This window comes from Streptomyces sp. NPDC002790 (genome assembly GCF_040295505.1).
Classification (GTDB): Bacteria; Actinomycetota; Actinomycetes; order Streptomycetales; family Streptomycetaceae; genus Streptomyces.
Genome location: NZ_JBEOVM010000128.1, coordinates 1 through 17,817, shown reverse-complemented (window position 1 = coordinate 17,817; position 17,817 = coordinate 1). Strand labels below are relative to the sequence as shown.

15 protein-coding genes are annotated in these 17,817 nt (G+C 71.0%); 9 read left to right on the top strand and 6 right to left on the bottom strand.

Annotation, left to right across the window (positions count from 1 at the left end; genetic code table 11):
• Nucleotides 1-125: 125 nt before the first annotated feature.
• Genes ABT004_RS32070 through ABT004_RS32055 form a run of 4 tightly spaced genes read right to left on the bottom strand, consistent with a single transcriptional unit; the run spans nt 126 to nt 4,292 of the window.
• Entirely contained in the window at nt 126-863 is a 738-nt protein-coding gene (locus tag ABT004_RS32070) for an ANTAR domain-containing protein (RefSeq protein WP_351343752.1), read from the bottom strand.
• A gap of 12 nt (nt 864-875) precedes the next feature.
• Nucleotides 876-1,730, bottom strand: coding sequence for an ANTAR domain-containing protein (locus ABT004_RS32065; protein ID WP_351343749.1), 855 nt, complete (start codon nt 1,728-1,730; stop codon nt 876-878).
• Between the two features lie 24 nt (nt 1,731-1,754).
• Nucleotides 1,755-3,623 carry a CheR family methyltransferase gene (locus ABT004_RS32060; protein WP_351343746.1) on the bottom strand — a complete coding sequence of 623 codons (1,869 nt, stop codon included), beginning with the start codon at nt 3,621-3,623 and terminating at the stop codon, nt 1,755-1,757.
• 9 nt (nt 3,624-3,632) lie between these two features.
• A complete protein-coding gene (locus tag ABT004_RS32055) occupies nt 3,633-4,292 on the bottom strand; it encodes a chemotaxis protein CheB (protein WP_351343743.1) in 660 nt (219 codons plus the stop codon).
• Between the two features lie 193 nt (nt 4,293-4,485).
• On the opposite strand from ABT004_RS32055, the gene ABT004_RS32050 reads away from it, so the two are divergent.
• Nucleotides 4,486-5,691, top strand: coding sequence for a winged helix DNA-binding domain-containing protein (locus ABT004_RS32050; protein ID WP_351343740.1), 1,206 nt, complete (start codon nt 4,486-4,488; stop codon nt 5,689-5,691).
• Nucleotides 5,692-5,770: 79 nt separating this feature from the next.
• On the opposite strand, the gene ABT004_RS32045 is transcribed toward ABT004_RS32050, so the two are convergent.
• On the bottom strand, nt 5,771-6,052 hold the full coding sequence (locus tag ABT004_RS32045) for a hypothetical protein (RefSeq protein WP_451193277.1): 282 nt from the start codon (nt 6,050-6,052) through the stop codon (nt 5,771-5,773).
• A gap of 137 nt (nt 6,053-6,189) precedes the next feature.
• Here ABT004_RS32045 and ABT004_RS32040 point away from each other — a divergent pair, with 137 nt between their 5' ends.
• The 3 genes from ABT004_RS32040 to ABT004_RS32030 all read left to right on the top strand — a co-directional run bounded on the left by ABT004_RS32040 (nt 6,190) and on the right by ABT004_RS32030 (nt 9,289).
• The gene (locus tag ABT004_RS32040) at nt 6,190-6,552 is read left to right on the top strand and encodes an arsenate reductase family protein (RefSeq protein WP_351343737.1); all 363 of its coding nucleotides are present in this window, start codon (nt 6,190-6,192) and stop codon (nt 6,550-6,552) included.
• Nucleotides 6,553-6,680: 128 nt separating this feature from the next.
• Entirely contained in the window at nt 6,681-7,721 is a 1,041-nt protein-coding gene (glnII, locus tag ABT004_RS32035) for a glutamine synthetase (protein WP_351343734.1), read from the top strand.
• Nucleotides 7,722-7,795: 74 nt separating this feature from the next.
• On the top strand, nt 7,796-9,289 hold the full coding sequence (locus ABT004_RS32030) for a DUF1996 domain-containing protein (protein ID WP_351343731.1): 1,494 nt from the start codon (nt 7,796-7,798) through the stop codon (nt 9,287-9,289).
• A gap of 61 nt (nt 9,290-9,350) precedes the next feature.
• On the opposite strand, the gene ABT004_RS32025 is transcribed toward ABT004_RS32030, so the two are convergent.
• Entirely contained in the window at nt 9,351-9,785 is a 435-nt protein-coding gene (locus tag ABT004_RS32025) for a hypothetical protein (protein ID WP_351343728.1), read from the bottom strand.
• A gap of 72 nt (nt 9,786-9,857) precedes the next feature.
• Between ABT004_RS32025 and ABT004_RS32020 the strand changes: the two genes are divergently transcribed.
• The 5 genes from ABT004_RS32020 to ABT004_RS32000 all read left to right on the top strand — a co-directional run bounded on the left by ABT004_RS32020 (nt 9,858) and on the right by ABT004_RS32000 (nt 17,726).
• Complete coding sequence (locus ABT004_RS32020; protein WP_351343725.1) at nt 9,858-12,986, top strand: alpha-N-acetylglucosaminidase; 3,129 nt, start codon at nt 9,858-9,860, stop codon at nt 12,984-12,986.
• Nucleotides 12,987-13,041: 55 nt separating this feature from the next.
• The gene (locus tag ABT004_RS32015; protein ID WP_351343722.1) at nt 13,042-13,563 is read left to right on the top strand and encodes a tetratricopeptide repeat protein; all 522 of its coding nucleotides are present in this window, start codon (nt 13,042-13,044) and stop codon (nt 13,561-13,563) included.
• 68 nt (nt 13,564-13,631) lie between these two features.
• A complete protein-coding gene (locus ABT004_RS32010; protein WP_351343719.1) occupies nt 13,632-15,551 on the top strand; it encodes a hypothetical protein in 1,920 nt (639 codons plus the stop codon).
• A gap of 217 nt (nt 15,552-15,768) precedes the next feature.
• Complete coding sequence (locus ABT004_RS32005) at nt 15,769-16,650, top strand: metal-dependent hydrolase (protein WP_351343716.1); 882 nt, start codon at nt 15,769-15,771, stop codon at nt 16,648-16,650.
• A complete protein-coding gene (locus ABT004_RS32000; protein WP_351343713.1) occupies nt 16,647-17,726 on the top strand; it encodes a PDR/VanB family oxidoreductase in 1,080 nt (359 codons plus the stop codon). The genes ABT004_RS32005 and ABT004_RS32000 overlap by 4 nt, the downstream gene beginning before the upstream one ends.
• The last annotated feature ends 91 nt before the right edge of the window (nt 17,727-17,817 follow it).

Genomic DNA, 17,817 nt, shown 5'->3' with positions numbered 1-17,817 from the left:
CTCCTCGCCTCCCCCCAGCCCGGCCGGTGGCCGCCCCGGCCGCCGGACTAAGGTTCGGTCTCGGCCCGCGGGACTTCCGCCGGCGGCCCCCTACCCAATGCGGACCGGGGCAGCCGTCGTACGTCCTAGCTGCGGATCGGGAGCTTCAGGTGGCCCTCGATGATCTCGCGGGCCACGTCCGCGAGCTTGCGCTGGTGGGAGCGCGCGTAGCCGCGCAGTCCCTCGAAGGCCGCGTCCAGGGAGAGGCCGTTCTGGGCCGCGAGGATGCCCTTGGCCTGTTCGACGACGACCCGGCTGGACAGCGCGTGCTCCAACTGGCCCGCCAGCACCCGGGATTCGGCCAGTTCGTGCTGGAGCGAGAGGGTGTGCCCCGCCGACTCCGTGAAGCTTCGCGCCAGGGCGAGGGCTTCCTCGTCCAGGACGTTCAGCGCTCCGGCCGGGGCGCTGAACAGCACGAGGGCGCCCGTCACGGCCTCCCGGGAGCGCAGTGGCAGCGCGGTGACCCGGCCGTGGCCGAGGGCGCGCGCGCTCGGGGTCCAGCGCGGCCAGCAGGCCACACTGACATCCGTGGTGATGTCCACGTCGATGAGGGCGCCGCCCGTGGTGCGGGTGTCGTGGCCGGGCCCCTCCCGCCACTGCACAACGGCGTCGGACAGGGCGCGCAGCCCCGGGTCCGTGCCCTCGCAGTGCACCGCGGCGCGGGGGTCGGGCGCGTACTCCACCTTCGCGCCGCTCGCGCCGAACAGCCGACGGCCGCCGTCCGCGAGCGTGCCGAGCAGCGCCCGGGTGTCGATCGGGTCGCGGGCCGCGTCTTCGGTCAACTGGGCGAAGAACTCGGCGACTTCCTGCTCCTGCAACGTCACGGTGGAGACCTCTCAACCGAGTTTCAGATGTCCGTTGACGATATCGTGGGCGATGTCCCCGATGGGTCGGGCATCGGCGAACGAGCGCGCTTTGACCAGTTCCAGCGCGTCCGCGATGCGGCAGCCGAGATGGACGGCCACCATGCCCGCGGCCTGATGGACCTCGGCCCGGTGATCGATGTCGCCGAACAGACCGGGTACCGCGTCCTGGCCGAGAAACACACTGCGGGTCAGGGCTTCCGCGACCTTGCTGACGGCCGGGGTGGACGCGACCGCGGAGGACGCGCTGAAGACGGCCAGGGCGCCGATGCAGGAATTGGTCGACTGCAGCGGCACCGCGACCACCTGTCCGAATCCGAGTGCCGCGAGGGCCGGCCCGTAGCCGGGCCAGCGAGTGGCGAGCGCCGCCCCCGTCGCGACGACCGGGCTGCGCCCCAGGACCGAATCGCGGGCCGGACCCTCGCCCAGCACGTACTCCAGGTCCTGCGCCTCCCGGGCGGGCTGGTCCGAGTACGCGGTCGCCACCTGGTTCTGCTGGGCGTCGACGAGGGTGACGGCCACGCTGCCGGCGCCGCAGGCCTCGGCGACGCCCGCCATGAACGGCGGCGCCTGCCCCCCGGCACGCTGGGAAGCGGCGGCACGGCGGACGTACCCCGCGAGGAGTTCCGCGGCGACCAGATGGCGGGACGCGGTCGACCGGTGCAGCAGCCCCAGCCTGACGTACCTCTCGTCCCTCGTGGACGCCACGAGGTCCTCGTACCTTTTCGCGAGACGGAACTCCCTGTCGGCGCGTTCCTGCGCGCGGACCGAGCGCTCCCAGGCCTCCGTCACCTGCTCCTGCGACAGCGGCCGGTCCCTGGGTTCCATACCGTTCAGCGTACGCCCGCGAAGTCAGGACGCGCCGTTGCTCCGGCCTTCTTCCATCAGAAGGACGACGCCGCCGCGGTGCCCGTCGAAGGGGCTGCAGTTCACGGTGCAACTGATGCTGCGACCGAGGCGGTTGACCGCGGCGACCACCACGGGGGCGCCGCGCCTGCGCGTCTTGACGCACTCGCTCACTGCCTCGCGCAGCTGCTGGGTGGGCAGTCCGAAGTCGAGGCCGAAGAAGGGCGCGTCGACGACCTCGTCCGAACGCAGGCCCCACATGTCGGCGGCGCCCCGGTTCCAGCTCCTGACCTTGCGATCCTCGTCGAGGACGACGACGGCAGCCGCGATGGAGGTGAGGATGCCCTCCAGGAAGGAGCGGGTCTCGTCCAGCTCCTCGGTGCGGATCCGCATCTCCTCGTTCATGGTCTCCAGTTCCTCGTTACCGGACTGGAGCTCCTCGTTGGTCGTCTCCAACTCCTCGTTCGTGGACTGGAGTTCCTCGTTCGTGGTCTCCAACTCCTCGATGGAGGACTGGAGCTCCTCGTTCGTGGTCTCCAGCTCCTCGTTGGTGGACTGGAGTTCCTCGTAGGCCGTCTCCAGGTCCTCGCGTACGCGCTTGACCTCGGCCTTGAGCTGGGTCGCCACCGTGACGTCGGTGAACGTGATGTTGGTGGCGGCCGGCATTCCGCCCGTGCCGACGAGGGGCTGGACCAGGATGTCGTAGTACTGGACGTCCTCGCCGACGGTGCGCTCGGCCCCGTTCACCCGCAGAGTGCGGCGTTCGTGCGTGGACTGGTCGATCAGGGAGCGCAGTTCGACCGGGCGGTAGGAGATTTCCAGGTCCTGGAACGGGCGCCCGATGTCGTTCGCCGTCAGGCCGAACTGCACGCGTGCGTGGTTGTTGATGAGGACGACGATGCCCTCGGCGTCCACCGCGAGAGCCGCGCCGGGCGAGGCGTCCAGGATCAGATCGCGCAACTGCCGGTTGCGGGCCATGTTCTGCATCTCGCCGCCGATGTTGGTGCGCAGCTTCACCGGGGTGGGCTGGTACGGGGTCTGCGCGTCGCCCGCGCGGCGGCGGAAGATGCGCTGGCGCATGCTGATGACGTCGAACCGGTCGGCGTCGTTGAGCAGCATCTCGGCCTTGCCGAGGAAGAGGAAGCCGCTCTCGCGCAGCGCGAAGTGGAAGCGGTCGATGATCTGCGTCTGCGCCTCGACGTTGAAGTACATCAGCGCGTTGCGGCAGACCAGCAGGTCGAGGCGGGAGATGGGGGCGTCGCGGGTGATGTCGTGGCGGCCGAAGATGACGCGGCGGCGCAGGTCGGAGCGGAAGCTGTACCGCGAGCCGTTCAACTCGAAGTACTTCTCGCGCAGCTCCGGGGCGAGCGGTTCCAGGGTCTTGGCGGGGTAGAGGCCCGAGCGGGCGTCGCGCAGCGCCTCGTCGTCGACGTCGGTGCCGTAGATCTTGACGCGGTTGAGGGCCTCCTGGAGGCCCAGGGCCTCGGCGAACATGATCGCGAGGGAGTACGCCTCCTCGCCGCTGGAGCAGCCCGCGCTCCACACCCTGATGTCCTCGTCCGTCTCGAGCTGGGCGAGGAGTTCGGGGACCACCTCGCGCTGCAGATACGTCCAGGCGTCCGCGTCGCGGAAGATGGAGGTGACGTTGATCAGGATGGTGTTGAAGAGGGCGCTGAATTCATCCGCGTTCGTCTCGAGCTGGTCGCGGTAGTCGGCGTACGAGTCGATGCCCACGTCCGACATGCGTTTGCGGATGCGGCGGCCGAGGGACGAGCGCTTGTAACCGGTGAAGTCGAAGCCGCGGGCGTCGCGCAGGAACCGGAGCAGTTCCTCCAGTTCCTCGTCGGTCTCCACTTCGCGCGGCGCCTTGCCCATCGCTTTTACCTACTGCCTCTTGATATCGACAAGTCCGCGGATCACCGCGGGGATTTCCTCCAGAGATAGCACGAAGTCCACCGCCCCTGTACCCACCGCGGCCTCCGGCATTCCTCTGAATTCCGCGGCGTGCGGATCCTGGGCGATCACGGTACCGCCCCGGGACTTCACGGCTTCGACGCCCATGGCTCCGTCATTGCCCGTGCCGCTCAGTACGACGGCGATGGCGCGCCTGCCGTATGCGCCCGCGACGGACTCGAAGAGCAGGTCGGCCGAGGGGCGCAGGAAGTGGACGAGTTCGCTCTGGGTCAGGGAGAGGGTGCCGTCGGGCCCGATCAGGAGGTGTCGGTCGGGCGGGGCGATGTGGACGGTGCCCGGGCGGGCAGCCTCGTCATGTTGGGCGAGTTTGACGGTCAGGTCGGTGCGGCGGGCGAGGATCTCGGCGAGAACCGTGCGGTGGCGGGGGTCCAGATGCTGGACGACGAGGACCGGAAGCGGGAAGTCGGCGCCGAGGCCGCCGAGGAGGGTGGCGAGGGCGTGGATGCCGCCGGCCGATGCGGCGGCCGTGACGATCGCGTAGTCGTCGTGTGCGTCCTGCGCGTCGTGCCTGTCGTGCTTGCCGCGTGCGTCGTGTGCGTCGTGCTTGTCGGCGGGCTCTGGGTTCGACATGGGGTCTCCCCTGGGAGTGGGGCGTGCGGGGCGGTGCGGGTAAGGGTGCGGGGCTCCTGACGATAGTCATTGCGGGCACCCACCGCCGAGCTGCGGCGCGGCCGTCTCCTCAGGGCGGCGCGTTCGGCTGGGCGTCTGCCAAGGGGGGCGAACAGGTGACCTTCGTGGCGGGGCCGCGGGCAGGATGTGCCGTATGAACTCGAAGAGCACAGGGACCGTGCGGCACATCGGTGACGACGAGCGGCGCGTGCGGCTCGCCCGAGCGCACCGCCTCGCCCCCTCGGCGCGCGCGGACAGCGTCGAGGACGTCGCGCGCTCGCTCGTGGCGCTGCACGGGACGGATCCGGCGACCGTGTATCTGTCGGTGGGCGCGCGGCTCGCGGATGCCTCCGGCACCGTCGCGGACGTCGAGCGGGCGCTGTACGAGGACCGCAGCCTGGTGCGGATGCACGGGATGCGGCACACGGTGTTCACGTTCCCGGCCGGCCTCGCCCCCGTCGTGCACGCGTCGACCGGGCTCGCGGTGGCGGCGAAGGCGCGGGCCGCGCTGCTGAAGGACATGGTGGGCGGGAGCGACGGGCGGCTCACTCCGGAGTGGCTGGCGGAGGTGGAGGCGTCGGCGCTGGCCGCGCTCGAGCGGCGCGGGGAGGCGACGGTGACCGAACTGGTGGCGGACGAGCCGCGGTTGCGGGAGCGGTTCACGTACGGGCGGGGCAGGAGCTATGAGGCCGAGCACACCGTGTCGGCGCGGCTCATGCGGGTGCTCGGGGTGGAGGGGCGGGTCGTACGGGGCCGGCCGCTCGGCTCGTGGACCTCGACGCAGTTCCGGTGGGCGGCCACGCCGCCGCATCCGGAGCTGCCGGTCGCCGAGGCGCAGGCGGAGCTGCTCGGGCTGTGGCTGGGGGCGTGCGGGCCCGCCACGGAGGGGGACCTCAAGTGGTGGACGGGGTGGAAGGTCACGGACGTACGCAAGGCGCTCGCCGCGGTGGGGGCGGTGGCCGTGTCGCTGGACGGCGGTGGCACGGGGTACGTGTTGGCGGACCAAGTAGACGCCTCCGTAGGCGACTTGGAGCCGTGGGCGGCGCTTCTGCCGGGGCTCGATCCGACGGCGATGGGCTGGCAGGAGCGGGACTGGTACTGCCCGCCGGAGCTACGGGCCGCGCTCTTCGACGGGAGCGGGAACGTCGGGCCGACGGTGTGGTGGGGCGGGCGTGTGGTGGGTGGGTGGGGGCAGCGGGTGGGGGGTGAGGTGGTGTGGCGGTTGTTGGACACGTCTGGTGGGGGGCGGGTGGGGCGGGCCGTGGCGGATGAGGCGGAGCGCCTCGCGGCGTGGCTGGGTGATACCCGGGTCACGCCGCGGTTTCGTACGCCGTTGGAGAAGGAGTTGGCGTCGTCCTGACCTCGGGCCGCGGCGGGGCGGGGGTCGCGGGGCTCTGCCCCGGACCCCGCGCCTCAATCGCCGGCGGGGCTTAAATGGCTCACCGGCTGTAGCGCATCAGCGCCCGCACCATGTGGCACGTCGTGTCGGACGGCGGATGGATTCCGACCATGTCGGCCGTGGCGCGGATCTTGTGGTTGTGGGCCTGGGTGGGGGCGTAGACGCCGGAGTCGAGCAGGGCTATCGCCAGGCGCATGGCCTTCAGGCGGCGGTTGTGGGTGATGTACCAGTCGCGCGGACGCCCCGCGGGGAGCGGCCTCTTCGCGAGTGGTGTGTACGGCAGATCGATCAGCATCGGAGCGGCGGCAGCGGGCACAAGCATCCTCCTGTCGCGAACGTCCGAGAGCCCCCGTAGCCCTCGAACACTGCTTCTATTCTACTGCCGGGCACTGACAAAAGCCGCTGGCCAGAGCCGACTTGAGGCCTGCCGCACGACTTCACTCGCGTACCGTTGACCCCATGGAGATCTGGATCAATCCGGCCTGCTCGAAGTGCCGCAGCGCGCTCACCCTGCTCGACGCGGAGGGCGCCGACTACACGGTGCGGCGCTACCTGGATGACGTGCCCGCTCCCGACGAGATCCGCGCCGTGCTCGGCCGGCTCGGCCTCGAACCGTGGGACATCACGCGTACCCAGGAGGCCGACGCGAAGGAGCTCGGGCTGAAGGACTGGGCGCGCGACGCGGACAGCCGTGAGCAGTGGATCGAGGCGCTCGCCGCGCACCCGAAGCTGATCCAGCGCCCGATCATCACGGCCGAGGACGGCACGGCGATGGTGGGCCGCAGCGAGGAGGCCGTGCGGGAGGCGCTCGGTCGGAGTTGACTCTCACGGGGCGCTTCCCATCCCGTGCAGCTCAGGTAACACGGGGTTCACAAACGAGCAACGGTCGAGAAATCCCCTGGTGACACGCTTCCGGTAGTTCCAGACCCGCGTGAATGAGGATGTGGCCCGTGACCTTCAAGGCTGAGTACATATGGATCGACGGCACCCAGCCGACGGCCAAGCTGCGTTCGAAGACGAAGGTCATGGCGGGCTCCGCCTCGTCGTCGAGTGGTCTCGACACGCTCCCGCTCTGGGGCTTCGACGGGTCCTCCACCAACCAGGCCGAGGGGCACGCCTCCGACCTCGTACTGAAGCCGGTCGCCCAGTACCCGGACCCGATCCGCGGCGGCGACGACATCCTCGTCATGTGCGAGGTCCTGAACATCGACATGACGCCGCACTACTCCAACACGCGTGCCGCGCTCGCCGAGACCGAGGCGCGGTTCGGCTCCCAGGAGCCGATCTTCGGCATCGAGCAGGAGTACACCTTCTTCGAGGGCGACCGCCCGCTCGGCTTCCCGGTCGGCGGCTTCCCCGCCGCGCAGGGCGGCTACTACTGCGGCGTCGGCACCGACGAGATCCACGGCCGTGACGTCGTCGAGGCCCACCTCGAGAACTGCCTGACGGCGGGCCTCGCGATCTCCGGCATCAACGCCGAGGTCATGCCCGGCCAGTGGGAGTTCCAGGTCGGCCCCGTCAGCCCACTGGAGGTCTCCGACCAGCTGTGGATCGCCCGCTGGCTGCTCTACCGCACCGCCGAGGACTTCAAGGTCTCCGCGACCCTCGACCCCAAGCCGGTCAAGGGCGACTGGAACGGCGCGGGCGCGCACACCAACTTCTCCACGAAGGCGATGCGCGAGGGTTACGACGCGATCATCACCGCGTGCGAGTCGCTCGGTGAGGGCTCCAAGCCGCTCGACCACGTGAAGAACTACGGCGCCGGCATCGACGACCGCCTCACCGGTCTGCACGAGACCGCCCCGTGGGACGAGTACAAGTACGGCGTCTCCGACCGCGGCGCCTCGGTCCGCATCCCCTGGCAGGTCGAGCGGGACCGCAAGGGTTACATCGAGGACCGCCGTCCGAACGCCAACGTCGACCCGTACGTCGTGACGCGGCTGCTCGTCGACACCTGCTGCGCCGCCCTGGAGAAGGCCGGCCAGGTCTGACGGCGCCGGAAAACCGGGCGTGAAATACCGGGGGCCGATTGAACAGGGTCGGCCCCCGTTGCGTACGTAGTCCCATGGGACGCACCTCACGGAAACGGCGCTCATCGCTGGCGACGCGCATGACCATCGCGTCGGCCGCACTGCTCCTGGGCGGAGGTGGGCTGGTCGCGGTCAACGTGTACGCGTCGGCCCACGAGGACTCCGCCGACGGGCAGGACGCGGGCAGCGGGACGCGACAGACACAGCAGACGCAACAAGTGGCCACCATCGACTGTCCGGACGTCGGCGCGCAGTTGTCCGACGTGCCGGGCGGCGCCCGCGACGAGGTCGACGGTGAACTCGCCACCCTGGACACTCAGATCACGCGAGCCTACAAGCGGCTCGCCTCGACGCGGGACGCGGCCGCGCGGGACCCGCGGTTCGTACAGAACAGCATCATGGATCCGCTGAAGAAGAACCGGAGCGCTGTTCTTGAGCGCATCCGCCTGGAGATGGAGCGCCGCGGCGGCCGGGCCCCCGACGGCATGAACGGCATGGCCGACTGCACCGCCCAGCCGAAGGAGGGCGAGCAGCAGCCCCCGGCCGACGGCGGGAACCAGGACGGCGGTTCGGACCAGGGCGGCGGCGATCAGCAGCAGGGCAACGGCGGACAGGCCGGCAACGGGCCCGTCGCCGACGACTTCGCCGACATCACCAAGGTCCAGCCCAACGTCCAGAAGCCGGAGAACGGCGAGAACGCCTCCACCGGCACCTTCACCACCCGCTGCGGCCAGAACGAGAACAAGAAGTTCAACACCGACAACCTCATCGTGGCGCCCGGCGTCACCAACGGCGCGCACCACCTGCACGACTACGTCGGCAACCAGGACAACGACGCCTTCTCCAGCAACGACGACCTGGCGAACGCCGACACCAGCTGCCAGAACCAGGGCGACAAGTCGACGTACTACTGGCCGGTCGTCCGCGTGCAGGACGGCTCGGCGGACTTCGACGCCGACAAGGACGGCGGCGGCAAGGAAGGCAACGTCGGCAAGATCTTGCAGGCCCAGAAGGCGAGCATCAAGTTCGTCGGGAGCCCGCAGAGCGACGTCGTCGCGATGCCGAAGTTCCTGCGCATCATCACCGGCGACGCCAAGGCGTTCACCAACGGCACGGCGAACGCGAACGCGCACTGGAGCTGCACCGGTTTCGAGGACCGGCAGTTGACGGACAAGTACCCGCTGTGCCCCGACGGTTCGAAGGTGGTGCGCAGCTTCGCGTTCCAGAGCTGCTGGGACGGGCAGAACATCGACAGCGCCAACCATCGCACACACGTGGCATTCGCTGACCAGGCCGGCAACTGCCCGCAGAACTTCAAGGCCATCCCGCAGCTGAAGATGCGCCTGGTGTACGACGTGCAGACGCCGACGATCGAGAACGGGCAGGTGAAGAACCCGTTCGCGGTGGACGGCTTCCCCGAGCAGCTGCACAAGCCGATCACGGATCATGACGACTTCATCAACGTCTTCGACGACCAGACCATGCGGAAGGTCGTGGACTGCATCAACAAGGGCGATCGCTGCACCTGAGCGATCGCCCCTTCCCGGCCGCTGCGCGGCCGGCTCAGCGGCGAACCTCGTGCCCGGAGAGCTACCCCGCCTCGTGACCCCCACCACCGCTACTCCCCGTGTGGTGCGAGGCGGGCCTCTCCAGGGTCCCGCCGAGCCGGCCGCGCAGCTTCGTGAGCTCTGCGGCGCCGCCGACCGCGATCCACTTGGGTCCGACGAGGTAGACGCCGCCGTAGTCGTTGGCCTCGTCGAACCACTGGGCCTGGCCCGTGTCGGTGGTGAAGGTGGCGAGGATGTAACGGCCTTTCCCCGCACCGCAGTTTGCCTGTCGGATGTCGGCCGCGTCGGTCTGGATGTCGGGGCGGCAGCCTGCCTCCTTCGCGAGGTGTTCCAGGCTCCCGGAGGCCGTACGGGGGATCTTCGGCGTGTCGTCCTTCGGGGCGCCGTCGGAGCCGCCCGAGCCGCACCCGGTCGCCGCCGCGAGCAGTACGGCCACCGTCACCAGCATTTTCCGCATTGCGCTCTCCTGTCCCGTACGTTCCGTTGCTACCGTGCGCCGCACCAACCGCGACGCAAGGGGGGTACACGTATGTCCGCACCATCGCGACGCACTGTTCTCGGCACGACGGCCGCCATCGGCCTCGGCACGGCCCTGGGGACCGGCGCCCCGACCGCCCAGGCGGCTCCGCGGTCGATCACCGCGAGAGAAGTGCCTGTTCTTGATACGGCTGAGGCGCGCGCGGCACTCAACCGTCAACTGCCGCACCACGCGGACCAGTTCCGTCTCAGACTGCTGACCGCGAGCGGCACGGAGGACCGTTTCCGGGTGACCGGGACGCAGGGCCGCATCACGGTGTACGCGACGACCCCGGCGACGCTGCTCGCCGGGGTCCACTGTTTTCTGAAGTACGAGTGCGGGGCACACATCGCCTGGAACGGCTCCCAGCTGGACCTCCCGGAGCACCTCCCGGCCCCCTCGAAGACCCTGGAGCGCAGCACCCCGCTCCCCCACCGCTTCGCGCTCAACGACACCAACGACGGCTATACGGCACCCTTCGCCGACTGGTCGTACTGGGAGCGCGAGATCGACATCCTCGCGCTGCACGGCTGCAACGAGGTACTGGTCATCGCCGGCATGGAGGCCGTCTACCACCGCCTCCTCAAGGACTTCGGCTACAGCGACGAGGAGGCGCGGTCCTGGCTGCCCGCCCCCTCCCACCAGCCGTGGTGGCTGTTGCAGAACCTCTCCTCGTACGGGGGTCCGCTCTCGCCCGAACTCATCGAGCGGCGGGCCGAGTTGGGGCGAAGAATCGTCGACCGGCTGCGCGCGCTCGGGATGAAGCCGGTGATGCCCGGCTACTACGGGCACGTACCGAAGGAGTTCGTCGCACGCAACGGCCAGGACGCGCACGTCGTCCCGCAGGGCACGTGGCACGGCTTCGAGCGCCCGGACTGGCTCGACCCGCGCACCACCACCTTCGCGCAGGTCGCGGAGGCGTTCTACGGGCACCAGAAGGATCTGTTCGGTGAGATCGGCGCCTTCAAGATGGACCTGCTGCACGAGGGCGGCACAGCCGGTGACGTGCCGGTCCCGGACGCGGCGCGCGGCGTCGAGAAGGCACTCCAGAAGAACCGGCCGGGGTCGACGTGGGTGATCCTCGGCTGGGAGGCGAACCCGCTGCCCGAGCTGATCGACGCGATCGACAAGAAGAAGATGCTGATCGTGGACGGGGTCTCGGACCGGTTCACGTCCGTCACCGACCGTGAGAAGGACTGGGGCGGCACCCCGTACGCGTTCGGCACGATCCCCAACTTCGGTGGGCGTACGACGATCGGGACCCGCGCGCACATCTGGGAGCAGAAGTTCTTCGCGTGGCGCGACAAGCCCGACAGCGCGCTGGCCGGTACGGCGTACATGCCGGAGGGCACCGACCGGGACCCGGCGGCGTTCGAGCTGTGGTCCGAACTCGCCTGGATGGACGGGAAGTTGGATCGGGCCTCCTGGTTCGCCTCGTACGCCGACTTCCGCTACGGGCGCCGCGACAAGGACGCCCGCGCCGCCTGGCAGGCGCTGCACGACACGGCGTACCAGCACAAGGCGGTCGAGCGCTCGGACCCGCACGACTCGCTCTTCGCGGCCCGCCCCGACCTGGCGGCCGACCGTGCCTCCTACTACGGGCCGCGCGCCCTCGCCTACGACCCGGGCCGCTTCGACGCGGCGCTCGCCGGACTCCTGGGCGTGGACGGGAAGTTGAGACGCAGCGCGGCCTATAGGTACGACCTGGTGGACGTGGCGCGGCAGGCGCTCGCGCACCGCAGCCGCCAGCTCCTGCCGCAGCTGAAGGCGGCCTACGCCGACAAGGACCGGGCCGCCTTCACGGCGCTTTCGACGCTGTGGCTGAAGCTGATGCGGCTCTCCGACGACGTGACGGGCACCAACGGGGCGTTCCTGCTCGGTCCTTGGATCCGGGACGCCCGGAACCTCGCCACGAACGACGCCGAGCGCGCCGAGTTCGAGCGCTGCGCGAAGGTACTGATCACGGTGTGGGGCAACCGGGCCACGTCCGACCCGGGCAACCTCCACGAGTACGCCAACCGCGACTGGCACGGCCTGATCGCCGACTTCTACCTGCCGCGCTGGCAGAAGTGGCTCGACGAGCTGTCCGACGCGCTGGCCGCGGGCCGCGAGCCCGCGAAGGTCGACTGGTTCGCGTTCGAGGAACCCTGGACGCGCGAGCGCAAGGACTACCCGCTGCGGGCGTACGGCGATCCGCACCGGACGGCCTCGAAGGTGCGCGACGTCCTCGCGCGCGCCCCCTACCAGGGCTCGGTGAAGGTCACGGCCGAGCCGTCCGCCTTCCCGCCGGGCGGGCACGCGCGCGTGGCGGCCACGTTCCGCAATGTCAACGGGCTGCGCGCGACGGGCCGCGTCGACTTCGAACTCAAGGGCATCACCGCCGAGCCCGACGGCCCCACGTCACTGCCGAGCGTGGCACCGGCCGGGGAGGGCACGGTGGCCTGGCAGGCGAGCGCACCCGGCACCCCGCTCGACAAGCCGCTGCGCCCGCTCCCGTACACGATCGACGTCCAGTACGGTCCGGCCGGAGAGAAGCGGATCACCTACGTCCACAAGGGCACGCTGTTCGAGGCCGGGCCGCTCGCCGAGGGCTGGCGGACGTACAGCAACAACGCGGCGGTATTCGGCCAGCTCGACGAGAGGTTCGCGATCGACGGCGGCGGCGCCGACCTGTGGAAGGGCACCGCGGAGTTCGGCGCGCTGTACCGCGCGAACCCCTTCCGGGACGGTTCGGTGGCGGTGGTGCGGGTGGACGCGCAGGCGGTGACGGGCCCGTGGGCGCGCGCCGGGATCATGGTGAGCAACTCCATCGGCGGCTCGGGGTCCCTGGGCTTCGCGAACCTGTCGGTCACGCCCACCAACGGCGTCGTCCTCTCCTACGACTCCACCGGGGACGGCACCCTCGACACGTACAAGCGGATCACCGGGATCAAGGCGCCGGTGCTGCTGCGGCTGTCCCGGGCGGGCGACACGTACACCGGGGAGTGCTCGACGGACGACGGCGCCACGTGGCGGACCGTCGCGACGGTGCCGTCGCCGAGGCTCGCCTCGGCGCAGGGCGTGGGCATGTTCATGAGCGCGACGAACGGCGGGAACGGGACGCGCGGCACGGTGGAGTTCAGCGGCTGGAAGCTGAGCTGATCCTCTCCCCCGCGACTCCGGTGACACCGGGGCACTCCTGTGTGAGAGTGCCCCGGTGACCATCGAGAACAGTGACAGCGGCAGCAGCGACTGGGAAGAGCGGATCGCGGCCGTGTGGGCGACGATCGACACCTACGGCGAGGCAGGCGCGGGCGAGTTCCGCGCGCTCGTCGACGGGCTCGCCGCCGAGCTGCCCGCCGACAGCCCCGTCGCCGCGTTCGAGCGGGCCTCGGCCTTCGACTCGACCGGCCACTCCGACAAGGCGGTCCCGCTGTACCAGGAGGCGCTGCGGCTCGGCCTCAGCGGCTACCGGGCCCGGCGTACGAAGATTCAACTGGCCAGTTCACTGCGGAACATGGGGCGCCCGGAGGAGGGCGTCGCGCTGCTCGAACCGGAATTGACCGCTCCAAGGGACGAGTTGGACGACGCGGTGCGGGCGTGTCTCGCGCTGTGTCTGTCGAGCCTCGGCCGCGATCGGGAGGGCCTCGCCCTGGTGCTCGGCGCGCTGGCGCCCCATCTGCCCCGGTACCAGCGGTCGATGGCGAACTACGCGAAGGCGTTGGTCGTGTCCGAATAGGCCCGTGCGGGGAGTGGCAGCTGTGACCATCCCACGATTCGCTCGTTCAGCTGAACGTGCAGTCAAAGGTGCAGCAGCAATCCACGCCCCCGTCCACAGCGCCGGCCGCCGTCATCGACGTCGAGCAGGCCGAGGCCGCCCTGGTCGAGCACTACCCACGGCTGGTACGGCTCGCCTACCTCGTGCTGCCGCCGGGGCTCGGCCGCAACCGCCGCGTGCTGAGCGCCCACTCGGTCGTCCAGCGGGCGCTCCCCCGCGGCCGCACCGCGGACGCGCCCGCGCCGATCCCGGCGCAGCGCGACTCCGCCGGACGCACCGGCGACCCCGGCTTCGCCTACGTACGCCTGAAGGTGCTGCGCGGTGCCCTGGAGGCGGGGCTTCCGCTGCGGCGTCTCGCCTGGCCGAAGCGGGCGCAGTTGCCGCCGCTGCTGCCGCAGGTGTGGGGGCTGAGGCTGTTCCCGAAGTCGGGCGGAGCCGATGAACTCGCCCTGGATCAGCAGCTTTCCGCGCTGAGCGGGCCCGCCCGCGCCGCGTACGTGCTGCGCGGCCTGGAGCGCCTCGACGACGCCGCCGTCCGCGCGGTCCTCACCGAGGCGGGCTGCACGCAGGAGGACGCGGCCGCGGCCCTCGCCGAGGCGCGCGGCATGGCGTCCGACGCCGGGTCCTGCACGGAGCTGCTGGAGTCCCCCGAGTTCGACCCCTGCTCCCTGCACGCCCGGCCCACCGATCTGATGCGCCGCCGCCAGCACCTGAAGGCGGCGATCGCCGCGGTCGCGGCAACCCTCGTGTGCGGGGCGCTGCTCGGCCTGCCGGGCGAGGGCTGGACGCCGGACGGTGCGGCGGCCCCGCCGTACGCGAAGAACCCGGCGGGCCAGGCGGCCCTGAATCCGGCCAAGCTGCGCAAGGTCGCGCCGGACACGTGGAAGACGTCGGCACGCACCGACTACTCGGTGTGGCCCGCGCGCGGCTCGCTCACCGGCGACAAGGAACTGCTCCGCAGGGCGCTCGCCGTGTGGGCGCGGCCCGGCGGCTCCGTAAAGGTCTCGGCGACACCGGGCACCCCGGCGGGCGCGCCGCCCGGACCGCCGCAGCTGCTGTACGCGGGCGAGCTCGACCAGGCCCGCGTCGTGCTGCTCTACGACGGGTTGCGCATCGTGCGCTACGCCGAGCCGAAGAGCGGCACGAGCGGTGCCGCGCTCGACTTCGCGCGGGTCGACGGGGCGTCGGACGCGCGGTCGGGCGCCGTGGTGATGGACCGGGCCGACGGCAACGTCCGCTATCTGACCGCGCCCTGGGTGGCCAGGGCCGGTACCCGCGACCTCCTGAAGCCGTCGGCGGGGACGCGGGCCCTGTCGCGTACGAAGGACGGGGTGACGGCGCCGTTCCCGAGCCCGGCACTCGCGACGTCCTGCACGTCGTGGAACGCGCTGGCGCTGACCGACTCGACGGGCACCCAGCTCACCACCGACCTCGGCGAACTCGTGCCCGCGCACCTCACGTCCGGCAACCCCGCCGCGCCCCACGAGGCGCGGCCCACGGACTGGGCGACGACCGCGTGCTCCCTCTCGGCGGCGCGCTCGCACGGGGTGCGCTCCGTCAACTCCTGGGCGTACGCGCGTCAGGCGCTGCCGGAGGCGAACGGGACGGCCGAGTGGTGGTGCACGCGGGCCGACACGTGGCGGGGTGGCGGGCCGCGCACGCTCGCGATGTTCCGGGCGCCGGGGGCGGATGCGGCGGTCGTCGCGGCGAAGTCGCAGTCGTCGCCGGCGTGTGGCGCGCGTGAGCCGCGGGTGCTTGCGGGTGTGCGGTGGAAGTCGCGGGAGGGGGCGTGGTACCTGGTTGCCGCGGGCAGCAAGGGGGTGAATCGGGTGAGCGCGTCTGGCCGGGTGGCCTCGGGGCGGATGTTGGCGGTGCGGGTTGCGCGGGGCGCGGAGGTGTCGCTCGGCGGTCGGACGGCCGGGGGCGCCAAGGTTCAGCCCCTGAGGTGAGCCCGGTCGCGGGGCTCTGCCCCGGCCCCCGCGCCTCAATCGCCGGCGGGGCTTGATTTGCGCACCCGCCGGCGAGGCTGGAAAGGCCTGCTCAATCGCCGCAGGGGCTTGAATGGCTCGACCCGCGCGGGGGCTTGATGGGCTCAACCGTCGGCGGGCAGGAAGTGATCGTGCACGAGGGGTGTACGTCGCACCTACCCGTCAGTACATTGACGGGATGTCTAATACGCGCGTCCCGTTGAAGGCACGGCAGGTTTCGTTTGCCTGGGATCGGACACCGCTGCACTGGCTGCCGGACGACCCGTTCAGCTCGCACACCATCAACGTCCTGCACCTCCTGCTGCCGGCCGGCGAACGCTGGTTCGTGCACGTCTACAAGCAGGTGCTGCCGCACATCACGGACGAGCGGCTGCGCGAGGACGTCATCGGGTTCATCGGCCAGGAGGCCATGCACTCGCAGGCGCACGACGAAGTGCTGCCGCATCTGCGGGAGCAGGGCCTGGACCCGACGCCGTACACGGCCCAAGTGGACTGGTTCTTCGAGAAGTTGCTGGGAGACCGGACGCTGCCGCCGGGCAAGGCGCGGCAGTGGTGGCTGATGGAGCGGGTGGCGCTGATCGCGGCGATCGAGCACTACACGGCGTTCCTCGGCAACTGGGTGCTGAACGCCGAGGAGCTGGATCGGCGCGGCGCCGACCCGACGATGCTGGACCTGCTGCGCTGGCACGGCGCCGAAGAGGTGGAACACCGGGCCGTGGCCTTCGAGTTGTTCGAGCACTTGGACGGGAGTTACCGGCGCCGGGTGCGCACCTGGGCGACCGCCTTCACCGCGCTCGTCTTCCTGTGGCAGCGCGGTGCGCGGTTCTTCATGGAGAACGACCCGACGCTGCTCGACGGCAAGGCCGCGTGGAAGGACTTCTACCGGAGCGGGAAGGCGGGCGTCCTGCCGTCGGTCGGTTCCATGGCGCGGTCCATCCCCCGCTATCTGAGCCGGAGTTACCACCCCGACCAGGAGGGCGACACCGAGCAGGCCGTCGCCTACCTCGCCTCCTCGCCCGCCGCGACCGCGGCCGAGGCCAGGACCGGAGCCGCCCGATGAACGCCCGTACGCTGCGCAGGGCCGTGGTCGTCGCCGGCGCCGCGTACGTCGTGCGGCGTGCCGTGCGGCGGCGTGTGCAGGGCTCGCCCCTGTGGCCGCTGCCCGCGCTGGAGGAGCCGACGTCGGGGCGGCCGCGGGCCCGCGCGCTGAACGTGCTCGTCACTCGGCACGAGCAGGTCGCCGAGGGTGTCGTGCAACTGCGCCTGGAGGGGGGCTGTTTGCCCGCCTGGCGGCCGGGCGCGCACCTCGACCTCGTGCTGCCCTCCGGGGTCGTACGGCAGTACTCGCTGTGCGGCGACCCCGAGGACACGTCGTCGTACACCGTCGCCACGCGGCTCATCCCGGCGGACGAGGGCGGGCGCGGCGGTTCGCGCGAGGTGCACGAGCAGCTGCGGGAGGACATGGAGGTCGAGGTGCGCGGGCCGCGCAACCGCTTCCCGCTCGACGCGCGGGCGCCCGCGTACCTGTTCGTCGCGGGTGGCATCGGCATCACGCCGATCCTGCCGATGCTGCGGGAGGTCGCGGCGCGGGGCGCCGACTGGAAGCTGCTGTACGGGGGCAGGTCGCGGGCCTCGATGCCGTTCGTGGAGGACGTGGAGAAGCTGGGCGGCGGGGTCCCGGGCCGGGTCACCGTCGTGGCGGAGGACGTGGACGGGCGGCCCGGACTCGCCGCCGCGCTCGCGGACACGGTGCCCGGCACGGCCGTGTACTGCTGCGGGCCCGAGGGGCTCATGGCGGCCGTGGAGGCGGCGCTGCCCGAGCACCGCACGCTGCACAGCGAACGCTTCACGCCACGCAATTCGGCCGAGGGCAACGGCCCGTTCGAGGTCGAGCTGCGGCGCAGCGGCAGGATCGTGGACGTACCCGCGGAGACGACGGTGCTCGCGGCGGTCCGTTCCGAGGTGCCCGCGATCCCGTACTCCTGCGAGCAGGGTTTCTGCGGAACGTGCCAACAGCGCGTCCTGGAAGGGGAGATCGAGCACCGTGACGAGTTGCTCACGGATGCGGAGCGCGCCGACTCGATGCTGATCTGCGTTTCGCGGGCCCGTGGCGAGCGTCTGGTTCTCGACCTCTAGGGCGTGTTTCGAAAGTAGCGTCGTCCGCCCGGAGGGCGGGCCTCGCGGGGTCTGGTGCGTGCGATCGCAAGGCGCCGGAAGGGTCTCGTAG